18 protein-coding genes are annotated in these 21,372 nt (G+C 71.5%); 7 read left to right on the top strand and 11 right to left on the bottom strand.

Annotated elements, in window-relative coordinates; translation table 11 throughout:
- Positions 1-542 precede the first annotated feature (542 nt).
- Positions 543-1,541 carry a tryptophan--tRNA ligase gene (trpS, locus tag ABZ845_RS30660; protein ID WP_360986357.1) on the top strand — a complete coding sequence of 333 codons (999 nt, stop codon included), beginning with the start codon at positions 543-545 and terminating at the stop codon, positions 1,539-1,541.
- 63 nt (positions 1,542-1,604) lie between these two features.
- On the opposite strand, the gene proC is transcribed toward trpS, so the two are convergent.
- From proC to ABZ845_RS30645, 3 genes are all read right to left on the bottom strand, one after another.
- Entirely contained in the window at positions 1,605-2,414 is an 810-nt protein-coding gene (gene proC / locus ABZ845_RS30655; protein WP_360986354.1) for a pyrroline-5-carboxylate reductase, read from the bottom strand.
- A 157-nt stretch (positions 2,415-2,571) separates the two neighbouring features.
- Positions 2,572-3,366, bottom strand: coding sequence for an ABC transporter permease (locus ABZ845_RS30650; protein WP_360986351.1), 795 nt, complete (start codon positions 3,364-3,366; stop codon positions 2,572-2,574).
- Complete coding sequence (locus tag ABZ845_RS30645) at positions 3,363-4,196, bottom strand: ABC transporter ATP-binding protein (RefSeq protein WP_360986360.1); 834 nt, start codon at positions 4,194-4,196, stop codon at positions 3,363-3,365. Before ABZ845_RS30645 ends, ABZ845_RS30650 begins: the two co-directional genes overlap by 4 nt.
- 325 nt (positions 4,197-4,521) lie before the next feature.
- Here ABZ845_RS30645 and ABZ845_RS30640 point away from each other — a divergent pair, with 325 nt between their 5' ends.
- Complete coding sequence (locus ABZ845_RS30640; protein ID WP_360986348.1) at positions 4,522-5,955, top strand: SulP family inorganic anion transporter; 1,434 nt, start codon at positions 4,522-4,524, stop codon at positions 5,953-5,955.
- Here the strand turns inward: ABZ845_RS30640 and ABZ845_RS30635 are convergent.
- From ABZ845_RS30635 to ABZ845_RS30625, 3 genes are all read right to left on the bottom strand, one after another.
- Positions 5,919-6,695, bottom strand: coding sequence for a class I SAM-dependent methyltransferase (locus ABZ845_RS30635; protein ID WP_360986345.1), 777 nt, complete (start codon positions 6,693-6,695; stop codon positions 5,919-5,921). The two genes, ABZ845_RS30640 and ABZ845_RS30635, sit on opposite strands and share 37 nt — an antisense overlap.
- A 145-nt stretch (positions 6,696-6,840) precedes the next feature.
- A complete protein-coding gene (locus ABZ845_RS30630; protein ID WP_360986342.1) occupies positions 6,841-7,332 on the bottom strand; it encodes an EamA/RhaT family transporter in 492 nt (163 codons plus the stop codon).
- Between the two features lie 46 nt (positions 7,333-7,378).
- Positions 7,379-7,702, bottom strand: a complete 324-nt coding sequence (locus ABZ845_RS30625; protein ID WP_360986339.1) for an SH3 domain-containing protein — start codon at positions 7,700-7,702, stop codon at positions 7,379-7,381.
- Between the two features lie 202 nt (positions 7,703-7,904).
- On the opposite strand from ABZ845_RS30625, the gene ABZ845_RS30620 reads away from it, so the two are divergent.
- The gene (locus ABZ845_RS30620; protein ID WP_360986336.1) at positions 7,905-10,067 is read left to right on the top strand and encodes a serine/threonine-protein kinase; all 2,163 of its coding nucleotides are present in this window, start codon (positions 7,905-7,907) and stop codon (positions 10,065-10,067) included.
- 62 nt (positions 10,068-10,129) lie between these two features.
- Here ABZ845_RS30620 and ilvD read toward each other — a convergent pair whose 3' ends face one another.
- The 4 genes from ilvD to ABZ845_RS30600 all read right to left on the bottom strand — a co-directional run bounded on the left by ilvD (position 10,130) and on the right by ABZ845_RS30600 (position 15,096).
- Positions 10,130-11,983 (bottom strand): dihydroxy-acid dehydratase, encoded by a 1,854-nt coding sequence (ilvD, locus tag ABZ845_RS30615; protein ID WP_360986333.1) that lies wholly within the window; start codon positions 11,981-11,983, stop codon positions 10,130-10,132.
- 133 nt (positions 11,984-12,116) lie between these two features.
- Positions 12,117-12,767, bottom strand: a complete 651-nt coding sequence (locus ABZ845_RS30610; RefSeq protein WP_360986330.1) for a TetR family transcriptional regulator — start codon at positions 12,765-12,767, stop codon at positions 12,117-12,119.
- Positions 12,760-13,584 carry a sugar phosphate isomerase/epimerase gene (locus ABZ845_RS30605; protein ID WP_360986327.1) on the bottom strand — a complete coding sequence of 275 codons (825 nt, stop codon included), beginning with the start codon at positions 13,582-13,584 and terminating at the stop codon, positions 12,760-12,762. Before ABZ845_RS30605 ends, ABZ845_RS30610 begins: the two co-directional genes overlap by 8 nt.
- Positions 13,585-14,163: 579 nt before the next feature.
- Complete coding sequence (locus ABZ845_RS30600; protein WP_360986324.1) at positions 14,164-15,096, bottom strand: Ppx/GppA phosphatase family protein; 933 nt, start codon at positions 15,094-15,096, stop codon at positions 14,164-14,166.
- A gap of 71 nt (positions 15,097-15,167) precedes the next feature.
- Between ABZ845_RS30600 and ABZ845_RS30595 the strand changes: the two genes are divergently transcribed.
- Complete coding sequence (locus ABZ845_RS30595) at positions 15,168-16,016, top strand: hypothetical protein (RefSeq protein WP_360986322.1); 849 nt, start codon at positions 15,168-15,170, stop codon at positions 16,014-16,016.
- A gap of 33 nt (positions 16,017-16,049) precedes the next feature.
- On the opposite strand, the gene ABZ845_RS30590 is transcribed toward ABZ845_RS30595, so the two are convergent.
- Complete coding sequence (locus tag ABZ845_RS30590) at positions 16,050-17,819, bottom strand: hypothetical protein (protein WP_360986319.1); 1,770 nt, start codon at positions 17,817-17,819, stop codon at positions 16,050-16,052.
- Between the two features lie 171 nt (positions 17,820-17,990).
- Here ABZ845_RS30590 and ABZ845_RS30585 point away from each other — a divergent pair, with 171 nt between their 5' ends.
- The 3 genes from ABZ845_RS30585 to disA all read left to right on the top strand — a co-directional run bounded on the left by ABZ845_RS30585 (position 17,991) and on the right by disA (position 21,282).
- Positions 17,991-18,569 (top strand): dihydrofolate reductase family protein, encoded by a 579-nt coding sequence (locus ABZ845_RS30585; RefSeq protein WP_360986316.1) that lies wholly within the window; start codon positions 17,991-17,993, stop codon positions 18,567-18,569.
- 96 nt (positions 18,570-18,665) lie between these two features.
- Entirely contained in the window at positions 18,666-20,075 is a 1,410-nt protein-coding gene (gene radA, locus ABZ845_RS30580) for a DNA repair protein RadA (RefSeq protein ID WP_360986313.1), read from the top strand.
- A gap of 82 nt (positions 20,076-20,157) precedes the next feature.
- Complete coding sequence (disA, locus tag ABZ845_RS30575; protein WP_360986310.1) at positions 20,158-21,282, top strand: DNA integrity scanning diadenylate cyclase DisA; 1,125 nt, start codon at positions 20,158-20,160, stop codon at positions 21,280-21,282.
- Positions 21,283-21,372: the final 90 nt, after the last annotated feature.

Here is a 21,372-nt window from a genome sequence, read left to right as displayed (position 1 = left end):
TTTCCGGCCTTTCGGCCTTCCGGCTTTGCTGACTCTATCAGACCTTCAGTTCCCTTCGGGCCTGACTCCCAGTCAACCGGGTTTGTCTTCCCGGCCCTGCTGGGCCGTTCCGACGAGTGAGACTTTAGCGGATTCCTGCCCTCCGAGCTAATCGGCGGCTGCGCTCTCACAAAAGTTCGAACGCGGATTCCTCATTCCGAAAATACGCACGCCTGCGCGCACGACAAACTGTTCGCCGATTGCGAGTAGGTACTTGCGGAATGGCTGTCCGGGGACCGACCGGGGTCGGAGCTCACGTCGGACAACCCGGAGAACACTACGCATCGGGCCTGGTCGTGTCAACCTCCCCCCATGCGGCCCCCGCGAGGCGTAGTCTCTCCTTCATGACTTCGCGTACGTGCCATCAGCAGTGGTGGGCCGCCTGACGGCGGCCGGTTCACGTATGCGCTCAACGGCCGCCGCTTCGGCGGCCGTTCTCGTATCTCCCTCCGGAAGGGACGGCCCGCCGGTCGCGGCGGCTCCGACCAGGAGGTGGAGAAGAGATGACAAGGGTCTTCAGCGGGATCAAGCCGACCGGGCATCTGACGCTGGGCAACTACCTGGGTGCCTTGCGGCGGTGGGCCGATGTGGACCAGCACCGGGCCGACGCCCTCTTCTGCGTCGTGGATCTGCACGCCCTGACCGTGGACCACGATCCGGCACGGGTGCGCAGACTCAGCCGGCAGGCGGCGACGCTGCTGCTGTCGGCCGGTCTCGACCCCGAACGCTGCACCGTGTTCGTGCAGAGCCATGTGGACGAGCACACCCGGCTGTCGTACGTACTGGAGTGCGTGGCCTCGGACGGTGAGATGCGGCGGATGATCCAGTACAAGGAGAAGGCCGCGCGTGAGCGGAAACGGGGCGGAAGTGTCCGGCTGTCGCTGCTGACGTATCCCGTGCTGATGGCGGCGGACATCCTGGCCTACGGAACCGATGAGGTGCCTGTGGGCGACGACCAGCGGCAGCATGTGGAGCTGGCCCGGGATCTGGCGGTGCGCTTCAACCAGCGGTACGGCCATACGTTCGTGGTGCCCCGGGCCACCCGTCCCGAGGTCGCCGCCCGGGTCATGAATCTCCAGGACCCGTCGTCCAAGATGGGGAAGTCGGACGACTCGGGGCCGGGCATCGTCTATCTGCTCGATGAACCGGACGTGGTGCGGAAGAAGATCATGCGGGCCGTGACCGACAGTGGGTCGGAGGTCGTCTACGACCGCGAGACACGGCCGGGCCTGGCGAACCTGCTGGAGATCCTGGCCGCGTGCGAGCGCCGTGACCCCGAGGATCTGAGCGGTGCGTACGACTCCTACGGCGCCCTGAAGAAGGACACCGCGGAAGCCGTGGTGGAGCTGCTGCGTCCGTTGCAGGAGCGGCATCGGGCGCTGTGTGCGGATCCCGGCTACGTGGACGGCGTACTGCGGGCCGGAGCCGAGCGTGCGAGGGAGATGGCCGGACCGCGGGTGGACGCGGCGTACCGGGCGATCGGTCTGCTTCCGGCCGTGTGAAGGGCGGAGGCCGGATGCCCGCCGCCGGGATCCCGGCGGCGGGCATCCGGCCGTGGAGCCTGGTCAGCTGTTGCCGGAGGCCAGTGCGCGACTGCGGTCACGGGCGGCCTCAAGGGCGGCGATGAGCGCGGCGCGCACCCCGTGGTTCTCCAGTTCACGGATCGCGTTGATCGTCGTGCCCGCGGGTGAGGTGACGTTCTCGCGGAGCTTGACCGGGTGTTCTCCGCTGTCGCGGAGCATCACCGCCGCGCCGATGGCGGACTGGACGATGAGCTCGTGGGCTTTGTCGCGGGGCAGGCCGAGGAGGATCCCGGCGTCGGTCATGGCCTCGACCAGGTAGAAGAAGTAGGCCGGGCCCGAGCCGGAGAGGGCGGTGCAGGCGTCCTGCTGGGACTCGGGGACGCGCAGCGTCTTGCCGACGGCGCCGAAGATCTCCTCGCTGTGGGCGAGATGGGCCTCGGTGGCGTGGCTGCCGCCGGAGATCACTGACATGGCTTCGTCCACGAGGGCGGGGGTGTTCGTCATGACGCGGACGACCGGCGTGCCGGCGGCGAGGCGTGCCTCGAAGAAGGAGGTGGGGATGCCGGCGGCACCGCTGATGACCAGGCGGCCGGCGGGGATGTGCGGGGCGAGCTCTTCGAGGAGCGTGCCCATGTCCTGGGGCTTGACCGTGAGAATGAGCGTGTCGGCGCTCTTCGCGGCCTCGGCGTTGGTGACGGGGGTGACGCCGTATCGGGTACGGAGTTCCTCGGCCCGTTCCGGGCGGCGGGCGGTCACCAGGAGATCGGCGGGGGCCCAGCCGGCTCGGATCATTCCGCTGAGCAGGGCCTCGCCGATCTTTCCTGTGCCGAGGACTGCGACTTTCTGGGTCATGGCTGAGGTGCCCTCCGGAGGTGTGCGTCGTCCGGATTCATCCTCGCATCGGGGCGTCCGGCCCGGCTTGCGTGTCCGGGGTGCGGGACGGGTGTTGGAGCGGGGCGGAGTGCGGGTCGGGGTGTGGGACCTCTGCCGTGCAGTCGGTGCGTGTGGTTCAGGCGCTGCGTCGCCTGAGCGTCGCCGCTCCCACTCCCAGTACCAGCAGTGCGCAGCCCGCCACCACCAGCACATCGCGGACGAACGTGCCCGTCATGTCCGTATGCCTGAGAACCTCGTTCATGCCGTCCACCGCGTAGGACATGGGCAGGACGTCGGAGAGTGCCTCCAGGACCGGGTGCATGGCGGAGCGCGGAGTGAACAGTCCGCACAGGAGGAGCTGCGGGAAGAGCACCGCGGGCATGAACTGGACGGCCTGGAACTCTGAGGCCGCGAAGGCGGACACGAACAGGCCGAGCGCCGTGCCGAGCAAGGCGTCCAGGAGGGCCACCAGGAGCAGGAGCCAGGGGGAGCCCGTGACGTCCAGGCCCAGGAACCAGACCGCGATGCCGGTCGCGAGGGCCGACTGGACGATCGCCAGCGCACCGAAGGCGAGGGCGTATCCCGCGATCAGGTCGCCCTTGCCGAGCGGCATGGCGAGCAGGCGTTCCAGGGTTCCGGAGGTGCGTTCGCGCAGGGTCGCGATGGAGGTCACCAGGAACATGGTGATCAGCGGGAAGATGCCGAGGAGCGAGGCCCCGATCGAGTCGAACGTGCGGGGGCTGCCGTCGAAGACGTAGCGCAGCAGGACCAGCATCAGGCACGGGACGACGATCATCAGGGCGATCGTGCGCGGGTCGTGGCGGAGCTGGCGCAGTACGCGGGCGGCGGTCGCCGTCGTACGGGAGAGGGTCAGGGCCCTTGTGGCCGCGCGAGGGGGCCTCGGGGTTGTCGTCGTGGTCGTCGTGGTCATCGGGCCGTCTCCTTCGCGGCGGTGGTGGCGGTGGTGGTGGTGGTGCGCGCCGCCGCCTCGTCGACCAGGTGCAGGAACGCCTCCTCCACGGTGTCCGCGCCCGTGCGGGTGCGCAGGGCGTCCGGGGTGTCGTCGGCGAGGATCTCGCCCTCGCGCATCAGCAGGAGGCTGTGGCAGCGCTCGGCCTCGTCCATGACGTGGGACGAGACGAGGAGGGTGGCGCCGCGCTCGGCCGCGATCGTATGGAAGAGGTTCCACAGGTCGCGTCGCAGGACCGGGTCGAGTCCGACGGTCGGTTCGTCGAGGACCAGGAGTTCGGGGGTGCCCAGAAGGGCGACCGCGAGCGAGACGCGGTTGCGCTGGCCTCCGGAGAGGTTCCCGGCGAGGGCGTCGGCGTGCGAGGTGAGGTCGACGTCGGTGAGTACTCGATCCACGTCATGGCGGCGGTCGGCGGCTGCCCGGCCCGGGTCGAGGATCGCCGAGAAGTAGTCGAGGTTCTGGCGGACCGTCAGGTCTCCGTACACGGAGGCGGCCTGGGTGACGTATCCGATACGGGAGCGCAGGGCCGCGTCGCCCGCGGGGCGGCCCAGGACCTCCAGGGTGCCGGTGACATGGGCCTGGGTGCCGACGACCGAGCGCATCAGCGTCGACTTGCCGCAGCCGGAGGGGCCGAGCAGTCCGGTGATCCGTCCACGCGGGACGGCGAAGTCGATGCCGCGCAGGACCGTGCGGGAGCCGCGGACGACGGTGAGGTGTTCGGCGCGGACGGCGAGGGAGGGCTCCGGTCCGGACTCCGAGGGGTCGGGTGGACGCTGACCGAGAATATTCATCATGCGATGAATAATGCGGGGAGAGGGGCCGGCCGTCAACCCCGCGGTCACATCGAAGGCCGCGCCCGGGGCGATGCCCGGGATCGCACCCGGGGCGTGCGCGCAGGCGCAGGCGCTCGGCGGTGCGATCGGATGCGGAACCTCCGGCTCATCCGCCTCGGCGTTCACCAAGCAGCCACACGATGCGCGTGCGAAGCCAACTCCCTTTCCTGACAATGGATTTCACTGCACGGTCATATGCCGGGCAGCTCCGCCGCGCCCTCCCCCGGTTCGGCACCCACGCATCTCCTTTCTTCGTCCCTCTTCGACCGGAGGTGCCGCCGTCATGCGTCGTGGCGTACGCAAAGCCGATCTGTTCGCATCCCTCGTCGTCTTCCTAGTGGCGCTCCCGCTCTGTGTCGGGGTCGCCGTGGCATCCGGAGTGCCGGCCGAGCTGGGGCTGGTGACCGGCATCGTCGGCGGACTGGTGGCCGGGGCACTGCCCGGCAGCAGCCTCCAGGTCAGCGGCCCGGCCGCCGGGCTGACCGTGCTGGTGTACGAGGCCGTGCAGGCATACGGCCTCGATGTGCTCGGCGTGCTGGTCCTCGGCGCCGGACTGGTGCAACTGGCCCTCGGCGCGCTGCGGCTGGGCCGGTGGTTCCGGGCCGTGTCCGTCGCGGTCGTCCAGGGGATGCTCGCCGGCATCGGGCTGATGCTGGTCGCCGGGCAGGCGTACGCGCTGGGCGATGTCGCCGCCCCGGCGAGCGGGCCCGCGAAGCTGGCCGGGCTGGTCTCTCTGCCGGGTGACGTGGAGCCGGTGGCGCTGGCGGTCGGCGGCGCCACCGTGCTCGTACTCGTCCTGTGGCCGCGCTGGCGGCGCGGGGCGCGTGCCGTGCCCGCGCCCCTGCTCGCGGTGGGGCTGGCGTCGGCCGCGACCGGGCTCCTCGATCTCCCGGTGCGGCGGGTGGAGGTACAGGGGCTGCTGGACTCCGTACGGCTGACGGATCCCGGTGACCTGGGCCGGCTCACGGAAGTGGGCGTTCTCGGGACGGTGGTCGCCTTCGCGCTGATCGCGTCCGCGGAGTCGCTGTTCAGTGCGGCGGCGGTGGACCGGCTGCACCGGGGGCCGCGTACGGACTACGACCGGGAGCTGATGGCGCAGGGCGCCGGGAACGCGGTGTGCGGGATGCTCGGTGCGCTGCCGATGACCGCCGTGATCGTACGGAGCGCCGCGAACGTACGGGCCGGGGCGCGGACCAAGGCATCACGGGTGCTGCACGGCGTGTGGCTGCTGGTCTTCACCGCGGTGCTGCCCGGGGCGCTCGGGGTGATTCCGGTGGCGGCGCTGGCCGGACTGCTGGTGCACGCGGGGTGCAAGCTCCTTCCGCTGCGTGAGGTGGCGGGGCTGTGGCGGGCGCATCGTGGAGAGGTGGTCGTCCTGGCCGTCACGGCGGTCGCCATCGTGATCGGGAACCTGCTGGAGGGCGTGCTCGTGGGACTGGCCCTGGCCACCGCCAAGACGGCGTGGGACATGAGCCATGTCCATGTGGAGACCGAGGACCTGGGAGCCGAGGGAATCGTCGTACGGGTGCTGGGGAACGCCACGTTCCTGCGGCTGCCGAAGCTGCTGGACGCGCTGGAGGTGCTGCCGCAGGACCGGGATGTACGGCTGGAGCTGGGCGGGCTCCGGCATATGGACCACGCGTGTGCGGCGGCTCTGGACGGGTGGGCCGCCGCGCGCGGTCATGAGTTGGTGACGACCAGCAGGTACACGTCGTAGACCTCCTCGACGATCCCGTCCGGGAACACCTCGAGCAGGTGGTCCCGCTCCTCGGCGAGGAAGGCGTTCGTCACTTCCTCGCCGCGGACGAGGAAGAACGAGTGGCTGCCGATGTTGGCGAGATGGGTGTCGACGGGGATCCTGCGGCTCCACCGGAGGACACGGTGGCTGTGCGGCGGGATCTCCGCGACCCCTTCGAAGGCGGCCTCGGCACGAACGCCCGAGGCGCCGTTCTTGGAGGCACCCTCGAGCCCGAAGTACCGGTGGACGCGGTCCGACTGCTCGGAGAGCCACGCGACGCCCTCGGCGTCCATGTTCCACCACATCGCGAGGGAGCCGCCGGGGCGCAGCACCCGCAGTGCCTCCGGGAACGAGCCGGCGGGGGTGGTCCAGTGCCAGGCCTGGGCGTACGTGAGGAAGTCGACGCAGGAGGTGGCGAGGGGCAGGGCGTTCCCGTCGCCGAGCAGGAGGGGGACTTCGGGCAGACGGCGGCGGAACTCGGCCGCCATGCCGTCGCCGGGTTCGACGGCGACGACGTCCGCGCCGCGCGCGTGCAGAAGCGCGGTCGCGATGCCCGTACCGGCCCCGATGTCCGCGACGCGGGCACCGGCGAGCGGACGCCCGGCGAGTTCTTCGAGAGCGTCGAAGAGGGCGGGCGGGTAGGAGGGGCGGTTCGCGGCGTACTGGGCAGCGGCCGCGTCGAAGGAACGGGCCCGGGTGGCGCGGGACGTGACGGTCATACGCCCATGCTGACCGTGTGCCGGAGGGCGGGACAGTGGTTTTGCCCGGGGCAGGGGCTTTCCGGAGGCAGAGGTCCTGTGTCCGGGCTCCGGAAACCGGGCACGGCGCCGGGCACGGCACCGGGGTCAGGAGCGCCGCCGGAAATCAGGAGCGGCGCTTGCGGGACGGATTGCCCGTGCGCCGGGAGGTGCGCTTGTCGTAGGCGGCGCGGGCCTCGTCGTATTCCTCCCGGTGGAGTTTCTCGCCGGGGGCCTCGCGCAGCGAGCGGACGAAGTACGCGAGCAGCGAACCGATGAAACCGATCGCGAGCAGCCCGCGCAGGGAGGACTGTCGCTCCGGGTCGGGACGCTTGCTGAAGGAGCCCCAGGTGTGCTGGAACGCCAGCGCGCTGCACACCGCGAACATCACCACGACCAGCACGTTCACCAGCGTGCCGACGTGGGCGATCTGCAGGCCCTGGTAGGCGAAGCGCAGGACCAGGCAGGCGACGGCGGCAGCCGCCAGCGAGCCCGCGGCCACGGCGACGCGCCGGAGCCCGTAGCCGCCGTCGTGCTCCACCCAGGTCGTACCGAAGAAACGCAGGGGTTCGGGGCGGGGGCCCTTGGCGGTGTCCGGGGTGCCGTTCTCATCGCTCACGCGTCGATTATCGCTCCGGCCGCCGCGGCCCCGCCCCCGACCGGGATCAGCCGCAGCGCGAGGTGACGTAGCCGTCGCTTCCGGTGTTCACATAGGCGTCCGAGACGTACTCGTCCCCGCCTATGCAGTCCCAGATGCTGCTCGTGCCGTACGTGCCCGACACCGTCGTTCCGGAGGTCTGGCAGAGGATCTGGATCCTGGAGCCCCCGGACAGGACCCGGACGACGGAGTAGCCGGTGCCGGGTCCGCTGCGGACCTTGAGCTGGACGCCCGGGGCCACCGAATAGGACCGCGAACCGGAGACCGCCGCGACGGCCCGGGGCGCGCCGCCTGCTTCTGCTCCGGCTTCCTCGGCACGGTCGACTGACATGGAAATCCTCCCCCGTTGGCCCCACGCGTCTCGTGGGGTTCCGTTCATTCCCTCGCGTCGCACCGACAAACACGCGGCGCGACATCTACAGGAAGGCTATCGCGGTGCCCGGGCACGCCGCCTCTGTCTCGTACGGGTCATCGACTAGGCTCCCTGCGTCGCGCGCGTGGGTGAGCGGGGACGAACAGCACGGGGGTGATCCATGGCGCCACAGCGCAACACCGCAGCGGGCGCGGGAGCGGAGCTTCCCGAGTACGCAGGTCAGTACCGTCTGGAATCCCGCCTGGGCTCCGGCGGCATGGGCGTGGTGCACCTGGCGCGCAGCACCTCTGGGCTGAGGCTCGCGGTGAAGGTCGTCCACGCCGAGTACGCGAAGGATCCCGAGTTCCGGGGCCGGTTCCGGCAGGAGGTGGCCGCTGCCCGGAGGGTGAGCGGTGCCTTCACCGCATCCGTCGTCGACGCGGATCCGGAGGCCGAACGGCCCTGGATGGCCACGCTGTTCATTCCCGGCCCCAGCCTGTCCGACCATGTGAAGCACGACGGCCCCATGTCCGCGGCCCAGTTGCGCAGGCTGATGGCGGGGCTCGCCGAGGCGCTGCGTGACATCCATCGCGTCGGTGTGGTGCACCGGGATCTCAAGCCGGGCAATGTGCTGCTCGCCGAGGACGGGCCGAAGGTCATCGACTTCGGCATCTCGCGTCCCAAGGACAGCGAACTGCGCACGGAGACCGGGAAGCTGATCGGCACACCGCCCTTCATGGCGCCCGAGCAGTTCCGGCGGCCCAAGGAAGTCGGTTTCGCCGCCGACATCTTCGCGCTGGGTTCGGTGCTGGTGCACGCGGCGACCGGGCGGGGGCCGTTCGACTCGGACAGCCCGTACATCGTCGCCTACCAGGTCGTACACGATGAGCCGGACCTGACCGGAGTACCGGAGGATCTCGCCCCGTTGGTGCGGCGCTGCCTCGCCAAGGAGCCCGCGGACCGGCCCACCCCGGACGAGTTGATGGGTGAACTGCGTTCGGCGGCGGCGGGGTACGACACGCAGGCGTTCATACCGGTGCAGCGGGCGGGCGACCCGGCCGAACCGGAGACGCCTCGCGCGGACAAGCCCGGCGCTGGGGTGCCTCGCGGCGAGCGGCCTCGCGCCGAGGAGGGGCAGCGGCGGCCCGGGGGGATCCGGCTGCCCGGGGGGATCCGGCTGCGCTGGAGGGTGGCGCTCGCGGCGGGGGCGTTCACCGTGATGGCGAGCAGCGCGTTCGCCGCTGTGCACATGCTCGACGACAGCCGCCCCACGGCGGCCCAGTCCGCTCCCGGGACTACGGGCTCCCCGTTCACCGCTTGGCGCAGGACGCCCGTGCCCGGGGCGGCGTCGACCTCTCAATGCGTGTACGGCAAGGGGAAGTTGATCTGCGTCCAGCCCGGCGTGGTCTTCGCCCTGTCCCCGTCCGACGGCACCCTGCTGTGGCGGCACTCCGTGGCCAAGGGGGACGGCAGCGCTCCGGCGCCCGTCCTGTCGGACGGCCTCGTACACGTGACCGTGAAGAACGGCAGACAGACGGAGGCGATCGACCCCGGATCGGGCACCGTGCGGGCGCGGCGTGACGTTCCTGCGCAGAGCGGAATGACCTACGCCGGCGCCATGACGCTGTTCAGCCGCTTCGACGGGACGGTCACCGGTGTGGACGGCTCGGGCGCGACGAAGTGGACCACTCGGGTCCCGGGCTACGGCTTTTCCTCCCTCTCCTCGTTCCCCGGCGAACCTCTCGTGTACGCCACGAGCACGTCCGCCGACGGGTCGGCCACCCGGATCGCCGCGGTGGACCCGGCCACGGGGGCCCTGCGCTGGCAGACGCGGATGACGGGTTCGGTGGCACCCGTCGGCGCCCGGGACGGTTCGGTCTTCCTCCTGGCCGAGGACAAGGTCTACGGGCAAGCCGAGGCGGTCATCCGTTACACCCCGGCTTCCCGGGAGTCACGCAGGGTGTCCCTGCCCGTCCGGCTCGACGGCGCTCAGGCCGCCGTACAGGGGGACACCGTCTACCTGCTGGCCGAAGGCGGCTCACTGGAGGCGGTCGACATGGGCGCCAAGAAGCGGCTGTGGCACGTCGAGACATCGGTCAGCCGGGGGTCGGCGCCGGTCGCGGACGGCGGGCACGTCTACTTCACGGCGGCCGACGGGCGGCTGCTCGCCTTCGACGGCGCCAGTGGAGAGCTCATCGGCCAGACCCCGGCACGTCTCGGCGCGCACGCGGACCGGGTGACGGCCAGGCTGCCGGTGCCTGCCGTCGCCGAGGGCCATGTGTACACCGCGGCGCCCGACGGCACCGTCTTCGCCGTGGACGGACGCGACCCGTCGGACTGGTGACCTGAGCCGGCCTCCCCCGCACAAGGACCGCCCCCGCGAGGGGACGGCCCTGGGCGTGGCCCTCAGCCGAGCTTGCTGACGTCCCGCACCGCGCCCTTGTCCGCGCTCGTCGCCATCGCGGCGTAGGCACGCAGCGCGGCCGAGACCTTGCGCTCGCGGCCGGCGGCGGCGTAGACGCCGTCGAGGGCGTCGCGGCGGGCGGCCAGTTCCTCGTCGGAGACCAGGAGCTGGATGGCGCGCTCCGGGATGTCGATGCGGATGCGGTCGCCGTCCTGGACCAGGGCGATCGTGCCGCCCGAGGCCGCCTCCGGGGACGCATGGCCGATGGACAGGCCCGAGGTGCCGCCGGAGAAGCGGCCGTCCGTGATCAGCGCGCAGGCCTTTCCGAGGCCGCGGCCCTTGAGGTACGAGGTCGGGTACAGCATCTCCTGCATGCCCGGGCCGCCCTTGGGTCCCTCGTACCGGATGACGACGACGTCACCCTCCTTGACCTGATGGGTCAGGATCTTCTGGACGGCTTCCTCCTGCGACTCGCAGACGACCGCGGGGCCCTCGAACGTCCAGATCGACTCGTCGACGCCCGCCGTCTTCACCACGCAGCCGTCGACGGCGAGGTTGCCCCTGAGGACCGCGAGGCCGCCGTCCTTGGAGTAGGCGTGCTCGGCGGAGCGGATGCAGCCGCCCTCAGCGTCCACGTCCAGGGCCTCCCAGCGCTCCGACTGGGAGAACGCCTCGGCCGAGCGCACACAGCCGGGCGCCGCGTGCCACAGCTCCACCGCCTCCCTGGAGGGGGAGCCGCCGCGCACGTCCCAGGTCTTGAGCCAGTCCGCCAGGGAGGGGCTGTGGACGGAGTGCACGTCCTCGTTCAGCAGGCCCGCGCGGTGCAGTTCGCCGAGGAGGGCCGGGATGCCGCCGGCGCGGTGCACGTCCTCCATGTAGTACGTGCGGTCCTTGGCGACGTTCGGGGCCACCTTCGCGAGGCACGGGACCCGGCGCGAGACCTGGTCGATCTCCTCGAGGCCGAAGGGGACGCCCGCCTCCTGGGCCGCCGCGAGCAGGTGCAGGATCGTGTTGGTCGACCCGCCCATCGCGATGTCGAGGGCCATCGCGTTCTCGAACGCGGAGAAGGTGGCGATGTTGCGGGGCAGGACCGTCTCGTCGTCCTGCTCGTAGTAGCGGCGGGTCAGGTCCATGACCGTGCGGGCAGCGTTCTCGTACAGCGCCCTGCGGGCCGTGTGGGTGGCGAGCACCGAGCCGTTGCCGGGGAGGGAGATGCCGATCGCCTCCGTCAGGCAGTTCATCGAGTTGGCCGTGAACATGCCGGAACAGGAACCGCAGGTCGGGCAGGCGTTCTCCTCGATACGGAGGATGTCCTCGTCGGAGACCTTGTCGTTCGCGGCGTCCGCGATCGCGTCGATCAGGTCCAGTGTGCGGACCGTGCCGTCGACCAGGGTGGCGCGGCCGGACTCCATCGGGCCGCCGGAGACGAAGACCGTAGGGATGTTCAGGCGCAGGGCCGCCATCAGCATGCCCGGGGTGATCTTGTCGCAGTTGGAGATGCAGACCAGGGCGTCGGCGCAGTGGGCCTCGACCATGTACTCCACGCTGTCCGCGATCAGGTCGCGGGAGGGCAGGCTGTAGAGCATGCCGCCGTGGCCCATGGCGATGCCGTCGTCCACGGCGATGGTGTTGAACTCGCGCGGGATGCCGCCCGCCTCCGTGATGGCCTCGCTGACGATGCGGCCGACCGGCTGGAGGTGGGTGTGGCCGGGCACGAACTCCGTGAAGGAGTTGGCGACGGCGATGATCGGCTTCCGTCCGATGTCCGCACCGGGTACACCGGAGGCACGCATGAGGGCGCGTGCGCCCGCCATGTTGCGGCCGTGGGTGACTGTGCGGGACCTCAGCTCGGGCATCGTCGCTCGCTCCTTCGGGGATACCTCAACTCACACCGAGCCTACGCCGGTGCTCCAAGGGACGGACACGGCTGTCCGGAATACGGGATACGTGTCTCGGACGGGGTGCCCTCGGGCCGGGGGCCGGGCCGTCTCAGGGGCTCGTCAGGTGGCCCTGCACCACCGGGGCCAGCCGCGCCACGAGCTGTTCCACGTCCGCCGACGCCAGCGGCTCCACCTTGATCACGTACCGCAGCATCATGGCCCCGACGAGCTGTGCCGCCGCCAGTTCGGCGCGCAGCTCCGCGTCCGGGAGGTCCAGCTGGCCCGCGATACGGCGCAGCATCTGGGTGGCGACCAGGCGGCGGAAGACCGCGGCCGCGGTCTCGTTGTTGACGGCCGAGCGGACGATCGCCAGCAGCGGCGTACGGGTCGTGGGGTTCTCCCAGACCCCGAGGGCGAAGCGGGTCAGGCGCTCGCCCACGCCCTCGGGCGGCCCCTCGGTGAGCGCGTCCGGCGCGCCCAAGGCAGGCGCGAAGGCGACCTCGATGGCCGCCTCGAAGACCTGTTCCTTGGTGCCGAAGTAGTGATGCACCAGCGCGGAGTCCACCCCGGCGGCCTTGGCGATGCTCCGCACCGACGTCTTCTCGTAGCCGCGTTCGGAGAACTCCTCGCGTGCCGCCTGAAGGATGCGGTCGCGGGTGGCGGGGGCCGCCGCCGTCTCCGTACGGCTGGGCCGTCCCCTGCGGCGGGCGGGGCTCGCGGCGGTCGACTTGGCCGCCGGCCCGGGACCTCGCTCAGCCACGGGGCACCTTCACCGCCGACGCCAGGTGCAGACGGGTGAAGGCGAGGGCCTCCGCGAGATCGGCCTCGCGCTCCGCGCTGGACATGGCCCGGCGGGTGTTTACCTCGATGACGACGTAGCCGTCGAAGCCGGTGAGCGCGAGCCGCTCCAGGAGCTCGGCGCAGGGCTGGTCGCCCCGGCCGGGCACGAGGTGCTCGTCCTTGTTGGATCCGGTGCCGTCGGCCAGGTGTACATGGCCGAGGCGGGAGCCCATGCGGTCGAGCATCTGCAGGGCGTCGGTGCGGGCGGTCGAGGTGTGGCTGAGGTCGATGGTGAAGTGACGGTAGTCGTCGTCGGTGACGTCCCAGCCGGGGGCGTACGCGAGCATCTCGCGGTCCCGGTAGCGCCACGGGTACATGTTCTCGACGGCGAACCGCACATCCGTCTCCTCCGCCATGCGCCAGACGCCCTCGACGAAGTCACGGGCGTACTGGCGCTGCCAGCGGAAGGGCGGGTGGACCACGACGGTGCCGGCGCCGAGCTTCTCCGCGGCGGCGCGGGCGCGCTGGAGCTTGATCCACGGGTCGGAGGACCAGACCCGCTGGGTGATCAGCAGGCAGGGGGCGTGGACGGCGAGAACGGGGATCTGGTGGTAGTCGCTGAGCCGCCGCAGCGCGTCGATGTCCTGGCTGACCGGGTCGGTCCACACCATGATCTCGACGCCGTCGTATCCGAGGCGCGCGGCGATCTCGAATGCCGTCGCCGTCGACTCCGGATAGACGGAGGCCGTCGACAGGGCGACCTTCGCATCCGGGATGCGCACCACTGGATCTGCCACGAGGGACAGCGTACGGGGCGCCGCGTTGACATGGCGGGCCGGTCGGGGTGGGTGTGGGAAGGGGCACAGTGTCCCTGCGGGGGCGGGGCGGTGGTTTCGCGCGGGCGCGGCGCAACGGCGTGCGGACGGGCCTCGGGCCCCTGTCGCGCATGGCGGGCGCGCTGTCGGCTGCGGGTGCGTCGTGGGCATTTTGCGCCCACGCGGCGAAGCCACATATCCAGCAGAGCCCCGCGCCCCTATCGGTCGCCCTCCCAGGCACGTTGCCGACCGCGGGTCCGTCGTGGGATTTCGCGCCCACGCGGCGGAGCGCATATCCAGCGGGGCCCCGTCCCCGATCGCGCGCTTCGTGCGTGCTGTCGGGCGTCGGCCGTGGAGATGCGCGCGAAGCGCGCCCCATAGGGGCGCGGGGAACTGCGCGACGAGCCACTGCGCACCCGCGGATCGCGAACGGCCGCAATCACCCCTCGGAGGCGCGGAGCCCCGCTGGATACGCGGCTTCGCCGCGTGGGCGCGATCGACCACGACGCGCTCGCAGAGCGAGAGCACACCACACCACACCACACCCGGGGAACTCCCCGGTCAGCCCGTCACCATGTGGTCCAGCCGCCGCAGGATCACGCCCTCCCGCAGCGCCCACGGGCAGATCTCCAGCGTCTCCACCCCGAACAGATCCATCGCCCCCTCCGCGACCAGCGCCCCCGCGAGGAGCTGCCCGGCGCGGCCCTCGGAGACGCCGGGGAGATCCGCACGCTCCGGGCCGGTCATCCCGGCGAGCTGGGGAACCCACGCCTCCAGGGACTCGCGCTTCAGCTCGCGCTGCACGTACAGCCCCTCCGCGGAGCGCGCCGCCCCGGCGAGGCGGGCGAGCTGCTTGAACGTCTTGGACGTGGCGACCACATGGTCGGGCGCCCCGAAGCGGCTGAACTCACCGACCGTGCGGGCGATCTGCGCCCGTACATGACGCCGCAGCGACTTCACATCGGCCGGATCCGGCGGGTCCCCGGGCAGCCAGGCCGCGGTGAGCCGCCCGGCGCCCAGCGGCAGCGACACCGCCGCGTCGGGTTCCTCGTCGATGCCGTACGCGATCTCCAGCGAGCCGCCGCCGATGTCCAGCACCAGCAGCTTCCCGGCCGACCAGCCGAACCAGCGGCGGACGGCGAGGAATGTCAGCCGCGCCTCCTCGGGCCCGGTCAGCACCTGGAGCTCGACGCCGGTGGCGTCCTTGACCCGGGCCAGGACGTCGTCCGCGTTGGTCGCCTCGCGCACCGCCGAGGTCGCGAACGGCAGGAGGTCCTCCACACCCTTGTCCTCGGCCGCCTCGAGGGCGTCCAGGACGACGGCGATCAGCTTGTCGACTCCTTCGGGGCCAATGGCACCACTGCCGTCGAGGAGTTCGGCGAGCCGGAGCTCCGCCTTGTGCGAGTGCGCGGGCAGGGGGCGCGCGCCGGGGTGGGCGTCCACCACCAGCAGATGCACCGTGTTCGAACCCACGTCGAGGACACCGAGTCTCATGTACGGAACGCTACTGCCAGTACGACCTTCCTCGTTCCCCGATGTGCTCAGGGGCCACTTACCCTGGATGCGTGCCAAAGACGAAAAAGGCGAAGGCCGACAAATCCTCCAAGGGCTCGAAGGATTCTTCGCAGGCGAAGGCGACCACGTCCGCAAGGCCCACGGAGACTGGCGACGAGAAGGGGCTGGACTTCGCGCGCGCATGGGTGGAGTTTCCTGATCCGGGCGACGACGAACAGATCTTCCGGTGCGATCTGACATGGCTGACCTCGCGCTGGAACTGCATCTTCGGAAGCGGCTGCCAGGGCATCCAGGCGGGCCGCGCGGACGACGGGTGCTGCACGCTGGGAGCGCACTTCTCCGACGAGGACGACGAGAAGCGGGTGGCCGGGCATGTGGCACGGCTCACGCCGGAGATCTGGCAGAACCACGACGTGGGCCGGAAGTCCGGCTGGGTCGCGAAGGACGACGAGGGTTCCCGCCAGACCCGCCCGTACCAGGGCTCGTGCATCTTCCAGAACCGGCCCGGGTTCCCCGGCGGCGCCGGCTGCTCGCTGCACATCCTGGCGCTCAGCGAGGGCCGCGAGCCGCTGGAGACCAAGCCGGACGTCTGCTGGCAGCTGCCGATCCGGCGGACGTACGAGTGGATCGACCGGCCCGACGACACCCGGGTGCTCCAGGTGTCCATCGGTGAGTACGACCGCCGCGGCTGGGGGCCGGGCGGCCACGACCTGCACTGGTGGTGCACCTCTGCGACGTCGGCGCACGGCGCGGGCGACCCGGTGTATGTCTCGTACCGGGCCGAGCTGACCGAGCTGATGGGCAAGGCCGGGTACGACCGGCTGGTTGAGCTGTGCGAGCAGCGCCTGGCTTCACAGCTGCCCCTGGTGGCGCCGCATCCCGCGGATCCGGTGGACTGAGGGGCCGGAGACCGGCGGTACACGAGGACGTTCCTACGGCGACACGTGCGCGGTCGCGCTGTCGGTGGGTGCCGGGGTCGGGGACGGCGGATCGGAGGGCGACGGGCTCGAGGACGGGGGATCCGTCGGCGTCGGGTCGCCGCTGGGATCCGGGCCGGTCGGTGACTGGCCGGCCGAGGGCGGATCACTCGGGGCCGGGCTGGACGGGCCGGTGTGCACCGGGGTGGGGCTGGGATCGGGCGGTCCCGCCGCCCCGTACCCGTCGATCGAGACCACCGCGCCCGCGGGCGCGACCGTCACGCGCGCGTGCCAGGCACCGGACGGTTCCCGGAGGTGGTCGACGTACACCCGGATCGTGAGCGACTCGCCCGGCGCCAGCGTCCCCGATGCCTTGCTCAGGTAGAGCCAGGCGGCACCGGTGGAGGCGGACCAGTGGACCGGCGCGCTTCCCGACGCCGTCAGGGTGACGAGGGTCGTCGTGCCGTCGCTCCCGGCCACCACCGCCAGGTGCCCCGCGCCGGGGGCGCCCGTCTTCACACCGATGACCTCGACCGAGACATCGGGCTCGCGCCCGTTCTTGCCGAAGGAGTAGTCGGGTTTGGTGCTGGCGTTGCCCGCGTTCTCGTAGCCGCCCCGGTCCCCGTCGCCGAGTGTGTCGGAGCTGTGCGCCTCGCGCGCCGTGGCGGTCTGTGCGTCGGTGCCCTCACCGTCGGCCGGGCCGCGGTGGGCCGCCCACAGGGCGAGCACCGGGGCCGCGATCACGGTGGCGACCACGGTCGTCGTGACGGCACGCGCGCGCAGCCGGTCGCGACGGGCCGCGTGGTCCTTCGGGTCCATGGGGAAACCGCGCCGGTCGAAGCGCGGGGCGACACCACGCGCGCGTGAGGCGTCGGTCATCGCGGTGTGCAGGGCCGCGCGGGACGCCTCCAGGACGGGCAGCGCGGCGGGAGTGACGCTGGTGCCGGGCCAGGTGCCGGGAACCGCGCGCTCGGCGGTGCGTCGGCAGCGCGGGCAGTCGTCGACATGCCGGACGAGCTCGCGGCGCAGCGTGGCGCTGAGGACCAGCCTGTCGTCCCCGGTGAGGCGGGCGATGCTCGGACAGGTGCCGGTCTCCACCACGGCGAGCGCGGCACGGGTGCGCTCCACCTCGCAGGCGGCGGAGGCGAGGAGCTCACGTGCGGAGACGGTGTCCATGCCGAGCACGGCGGCCACCTCGGGCACGGCGAGCTGATGGCGTACGGCGAGTTCGAGCGCCTCACGCTGCTCGGGGCTGGTGCCGGCGGCCTCCGGCCAGGCGAGCCGCGCCAGCTCCCGGCGGCGCTGCTGCTCGGTCTCCTCGGATACGGGCACGGCGTGCGCCCCGGCGGCCCGGCCACCGGCGATCGCCACGGCGGCCCTGCGGTCGGCTGCCTCCTTGCGCGCACGGGGACCGCCGTCGCGGCCCGCGGCGTGGCCGGCCTGGCGGCGTCGCCGGGCCTCGGCGAGGCGGCGCAGGCAGGACCAGCGGGCGAGGGCGTACAGCCAGGCTCTGCGGTCGTCCGGGGTTCCCGGGCGGCGTGAGCCGCGGCGCTCGGCGAGGGCGAGGGCGTCCCCCAGGGCGTCGGTCGCCGCGTCGTGATCGCACAGCACGGACAGGCAGTAGGTGAACAAGCCGTCCAGGTAGGCGTCGTAGCGCGCGGGTGGGCGCTGGGGCAGGGGGCGGGTGTGCGCGCCGTGCGGCGCCCCGCCCCGCTTGTGTGTGTTGCTTCGCGCCTGATGTGCGCCGCTGGCGTGTGGGGAGGTGTCCGGCCTGCTGCTCATCACCTGTGCGACCGTATGCGCCTACAGGTGGCGCCTTCTGCCCCCTTGCACAGTTTTACTCCGTACGGGTGAAACGATCCCTCATAAGGACGGGGGAACCCGGGATCCGCGGCTCGCAACGCCCTGATGCGGCAGCCGCCGATGAGTTCGCGGCCGGGCCGGAGTCCTTACTGCATGAGCTATGTCGCATCCGCCATCAGCATGTCCCTCGACGGCTTCGTCACCGCACCGGACAACGACGGAAAACACCCTTTGGGTACCGGCGGTGAGCGCCTCTTCAGGTGGCTCACGCCGCCCATGGCCGAGTCCGACGGCGAGTTCCTGAACTCGGCGATCGCCCGGTGCGGCGCCCTGATCATGGGCCGTCGCAGCTACGAGACCTTCGAGGGGAGCCCCACGGGCCCCGTCGGCACGACCCCGGTCTTCGTCCTCACCCACAACCCGCCCGCACCGCGGGAGGTGGCGGCCCCGGACGTCTTCCGGTTCGTCACCGACGGCATCGAGGCGGCCGTGGCCCGGGCCGCCGCGACCGCCGGGCCCGGCAAGGCCGTCGCCCTGCACGGCGCGACCCCGCTCCAGCAGGCGCTGCGCGCGGGCCTGGTGGACGAGATCACGGTCCATCTGGTGCCGGTCCTTCTGGGCGCCGGGACCCGCCTCTTCGACCGCCTGGCCGATCTGCGGGTGGAGCTGGAGCGGTTCCAGGTGATCGAATCGCCGGAGATGACCCATCTGCGGTTCCGCGTCCTGAAGTGATGCCCGCGCGGTCCGGATGACGGAGCGCCCGGACGGACGGCCAGGGCCGGGGCGCCCGTGTCCGGGGTGTCAGTGGGTGCCGCTACGGTTTCGTCCATGGCTGCCCGTACGAAGACCACCAAGGACCGGCCGTCCTACCGCTGCACCGAGTGCGGCTGGCAGACGGCCAAGTGGCTCGGCCGCTGCCCGGAGTGCCAGGCCTGGGGCACGGTCGAGGAGTACGGCGCGCCCGCGGTGCGCACGACGGCGCCGGGCCGGGTGACGAGTTCCGCCGTGCCCATCGGCCAGGTCGACGGACGGCAGGCCACGGCACGCTCCACCGGCGTGCCCGAGTTGGACCGGGTCCTGGGCGGCGGGCTCGTGCCGGGCGCGGTGGTACTGCTCGCCGGAGAGCCGGGCGTGGGCAAGTCCACGCTCCTGCTGGACGTCGCCGCCAAGGCCGCGAGCGACGAGCACCCCACGCTGTATGTGACGGGTGAGGAGTCGGCGAGCCAGGTGCGCCTGCGCGCCGATCGCATCGGGGCCATCGACGACCACCTCTACCTCGCGGCGGAGACCGATCTCGCGGCCGTCCTGGGCCACTTGGACGCGGTGAAGCCGTCCCTGCTCATCCTCGACTCCGTGCAGACCGTCGCCTCTCCCGAGATCGACGGCGCACCGGGCGGCATGGCCCAGGTGCGCGAGGTCGCCGGGGCCCTCATCCGCGCCTCCAAGGAGCGCGGCATGGCCACGCTTCTCGTGGGCCATGTCACCAAGGACGGCGCCATCGCGGGCCCGCGTCTGCTCGAACACCTGGTGGACGTCGTCCTGCACTTCGAGGGCGACCGGCACGCACGCCTGCGACTCGTCCGCGGCGTCAAGAACCGCTACGGCGCGACGGACGAGGTCGGCTGTTTCGAACTGCACGACGAGGGCATCACGGGTCTCGCCGACCCCAGCGGGCTGTTCCTGACCCGCCGTGACGAGCCCGTTCCCGGGACCTGCCTGACCGTCACGCTGGAGGGCCGCCGCCCGCTGGTGGCCGAGGTCCAGGCGCTGACGGTGGACTCGCAGATCCCCTCGCCTCGGCGGACGACGTCCGGCCTGGAGACCTCCCGGGTCTCGATGATGCTCGCGGTCCTGGAGCAGCGCGGCCGGATCAGCGCCCTGGGCAAGCGGGACATCTACTCGGCGACGGTCGGCGGGGTGAAGCTGTCGGAGCCCGCCGCCGACCTGGCGGTGGCGCTGGCGCTGGCGAGCGCCGCGAGCGACACCCCGCTGCCGAAAAACCTGGTCGCGATCGGTGAGGTGGGGCTCGCGGGCGAGGTCAGAAGGGTCACGGGCGTCCAGCGCCGGCTCGCCGAGGCCCACCGTCTGGGCTTCACGCACGCGCTCGTACCGGGCGACCCGGGCAAAACCCCGCCCGGGATGAAGGTGCTGGAAGTGGCGGACATAGGGGACGCCCTGCGGGTCCTTCCGCGCTCGCGTCGCCGAGAGGCCCCACGGGACGATGAAGACCGCCGGTAGACTTTGCCCTGGTCTCGCCCGTCCGTACGAACCGAGTGTGCGTCACGGGAGCGCCTGAAGTACCTGCGACCGGAGGAGTGCAGTGGCAGCCAACGACCGGGCGGCGGCTCCCGGAAAGTACGGTGGGAGTTCCGGTGCCGATGGCCTGATGCGCGCCTCGCTGAGCGCCGTGGCGCCCGGTACGGGCCTGCGTGACGGCCTGGAGCGGGTACTCAGAGGCAACACCGGCGGACTCATCGTGCTCGGCTCGGACAAGACCGTTGAGACGATGTGCACGGGCGGTTTCGTCCTGGACGTCGAGTTCTCGGCCACCCGGCTGCGGGAGCTGTGCAAGCTGGACGGCGCCCTGGTGCTCTCCTCGGACCTGTCGAAGATCCTGCGGGCCGGTGTGCAGCTGGTCCCCGACCCGACGATCCCGACCGAGGAGACCGGGACGCGACACCGTACGGCGGACCGGGTGAGCAAGCAGGTCGGTTTCCCCGTGGTGTCCGTGTCCCAGTCGATGCGCCTGATCGCGCTGTACGTCGACGGGCAGCGCCGGGTCCTGGAGGACTCGGCGGCGATCCTGTCCCGGGCCAACCAGGCTCTCGCCACGCTGGAGCGGTACAAGCTCCGCCTGGACGAGGTCGCCGGCACGTTGTCCGCGCTGGAGATCGAGGACCTTGTGACGGTCCGCGACGTCTGCGCGGTGTCGCAGCGGCTGGAGATGGTCCGGCGCATCGCCACCGAGATCGCCGAATACGTGGTGGAACTGGGTACGGACGGCCGGCTGCTCGCCCTGCAGCTGGACGAGCTGATCGCGGGCGTGGAGCCGGAGCGGGAGCTGGTGGTGCGCGACTATGTGCCCGAGCCCACCGCGAAGCGCTCCCGCACGGTGGAGGAGGCGCTGTCGGAGCTGGACGCGCTGTCGCATGCCGAGCTGCTCGAAATGTCCACGGTGGCCCGTGCGTTGGGTTACACGGGCTCGCCCGAGACCCTTGACTCTGCGGTGTCTCCGCGCGGGTTCCGCCTGCTGGCGAAGGTTCCGCGGCTGCCGGGCGCGATCATCGAGCGGCTGGTGGAGCACTTCGGGGGGCTGCAGAAGCTGCTGGCCGCCAGCGTGGACGATCTCCAGACGGTGGATGGGGTCGGAGAGGCTCGGGCGCGGAGTGTTCGCGAGGGGTTGTCGCGATTGGCGGAGTCTTCGATCTTGGAGCGGTACGTCTAGTAGATTGTCGCGGCTTAATTTTGCCGTGTGGTTGGGTAGAGGTGGCGCAGTTTCACGCGTGCGTCGTCGGTGGTGAAGTGCCAGTCGACT

This window comes from Streptomyces sp. NPDC047022 (assembly GCF_040644155.1).
In the GTDB taxonomy this organism is placed as follows: Bacteria; Actinomycetota; Actinomycetes; order Streptomycetales; family Streptomycetaceae; genus Streptomyces.
This window is presented reverse-complemented; position numbering and strand designations above follow the sequence as displayed.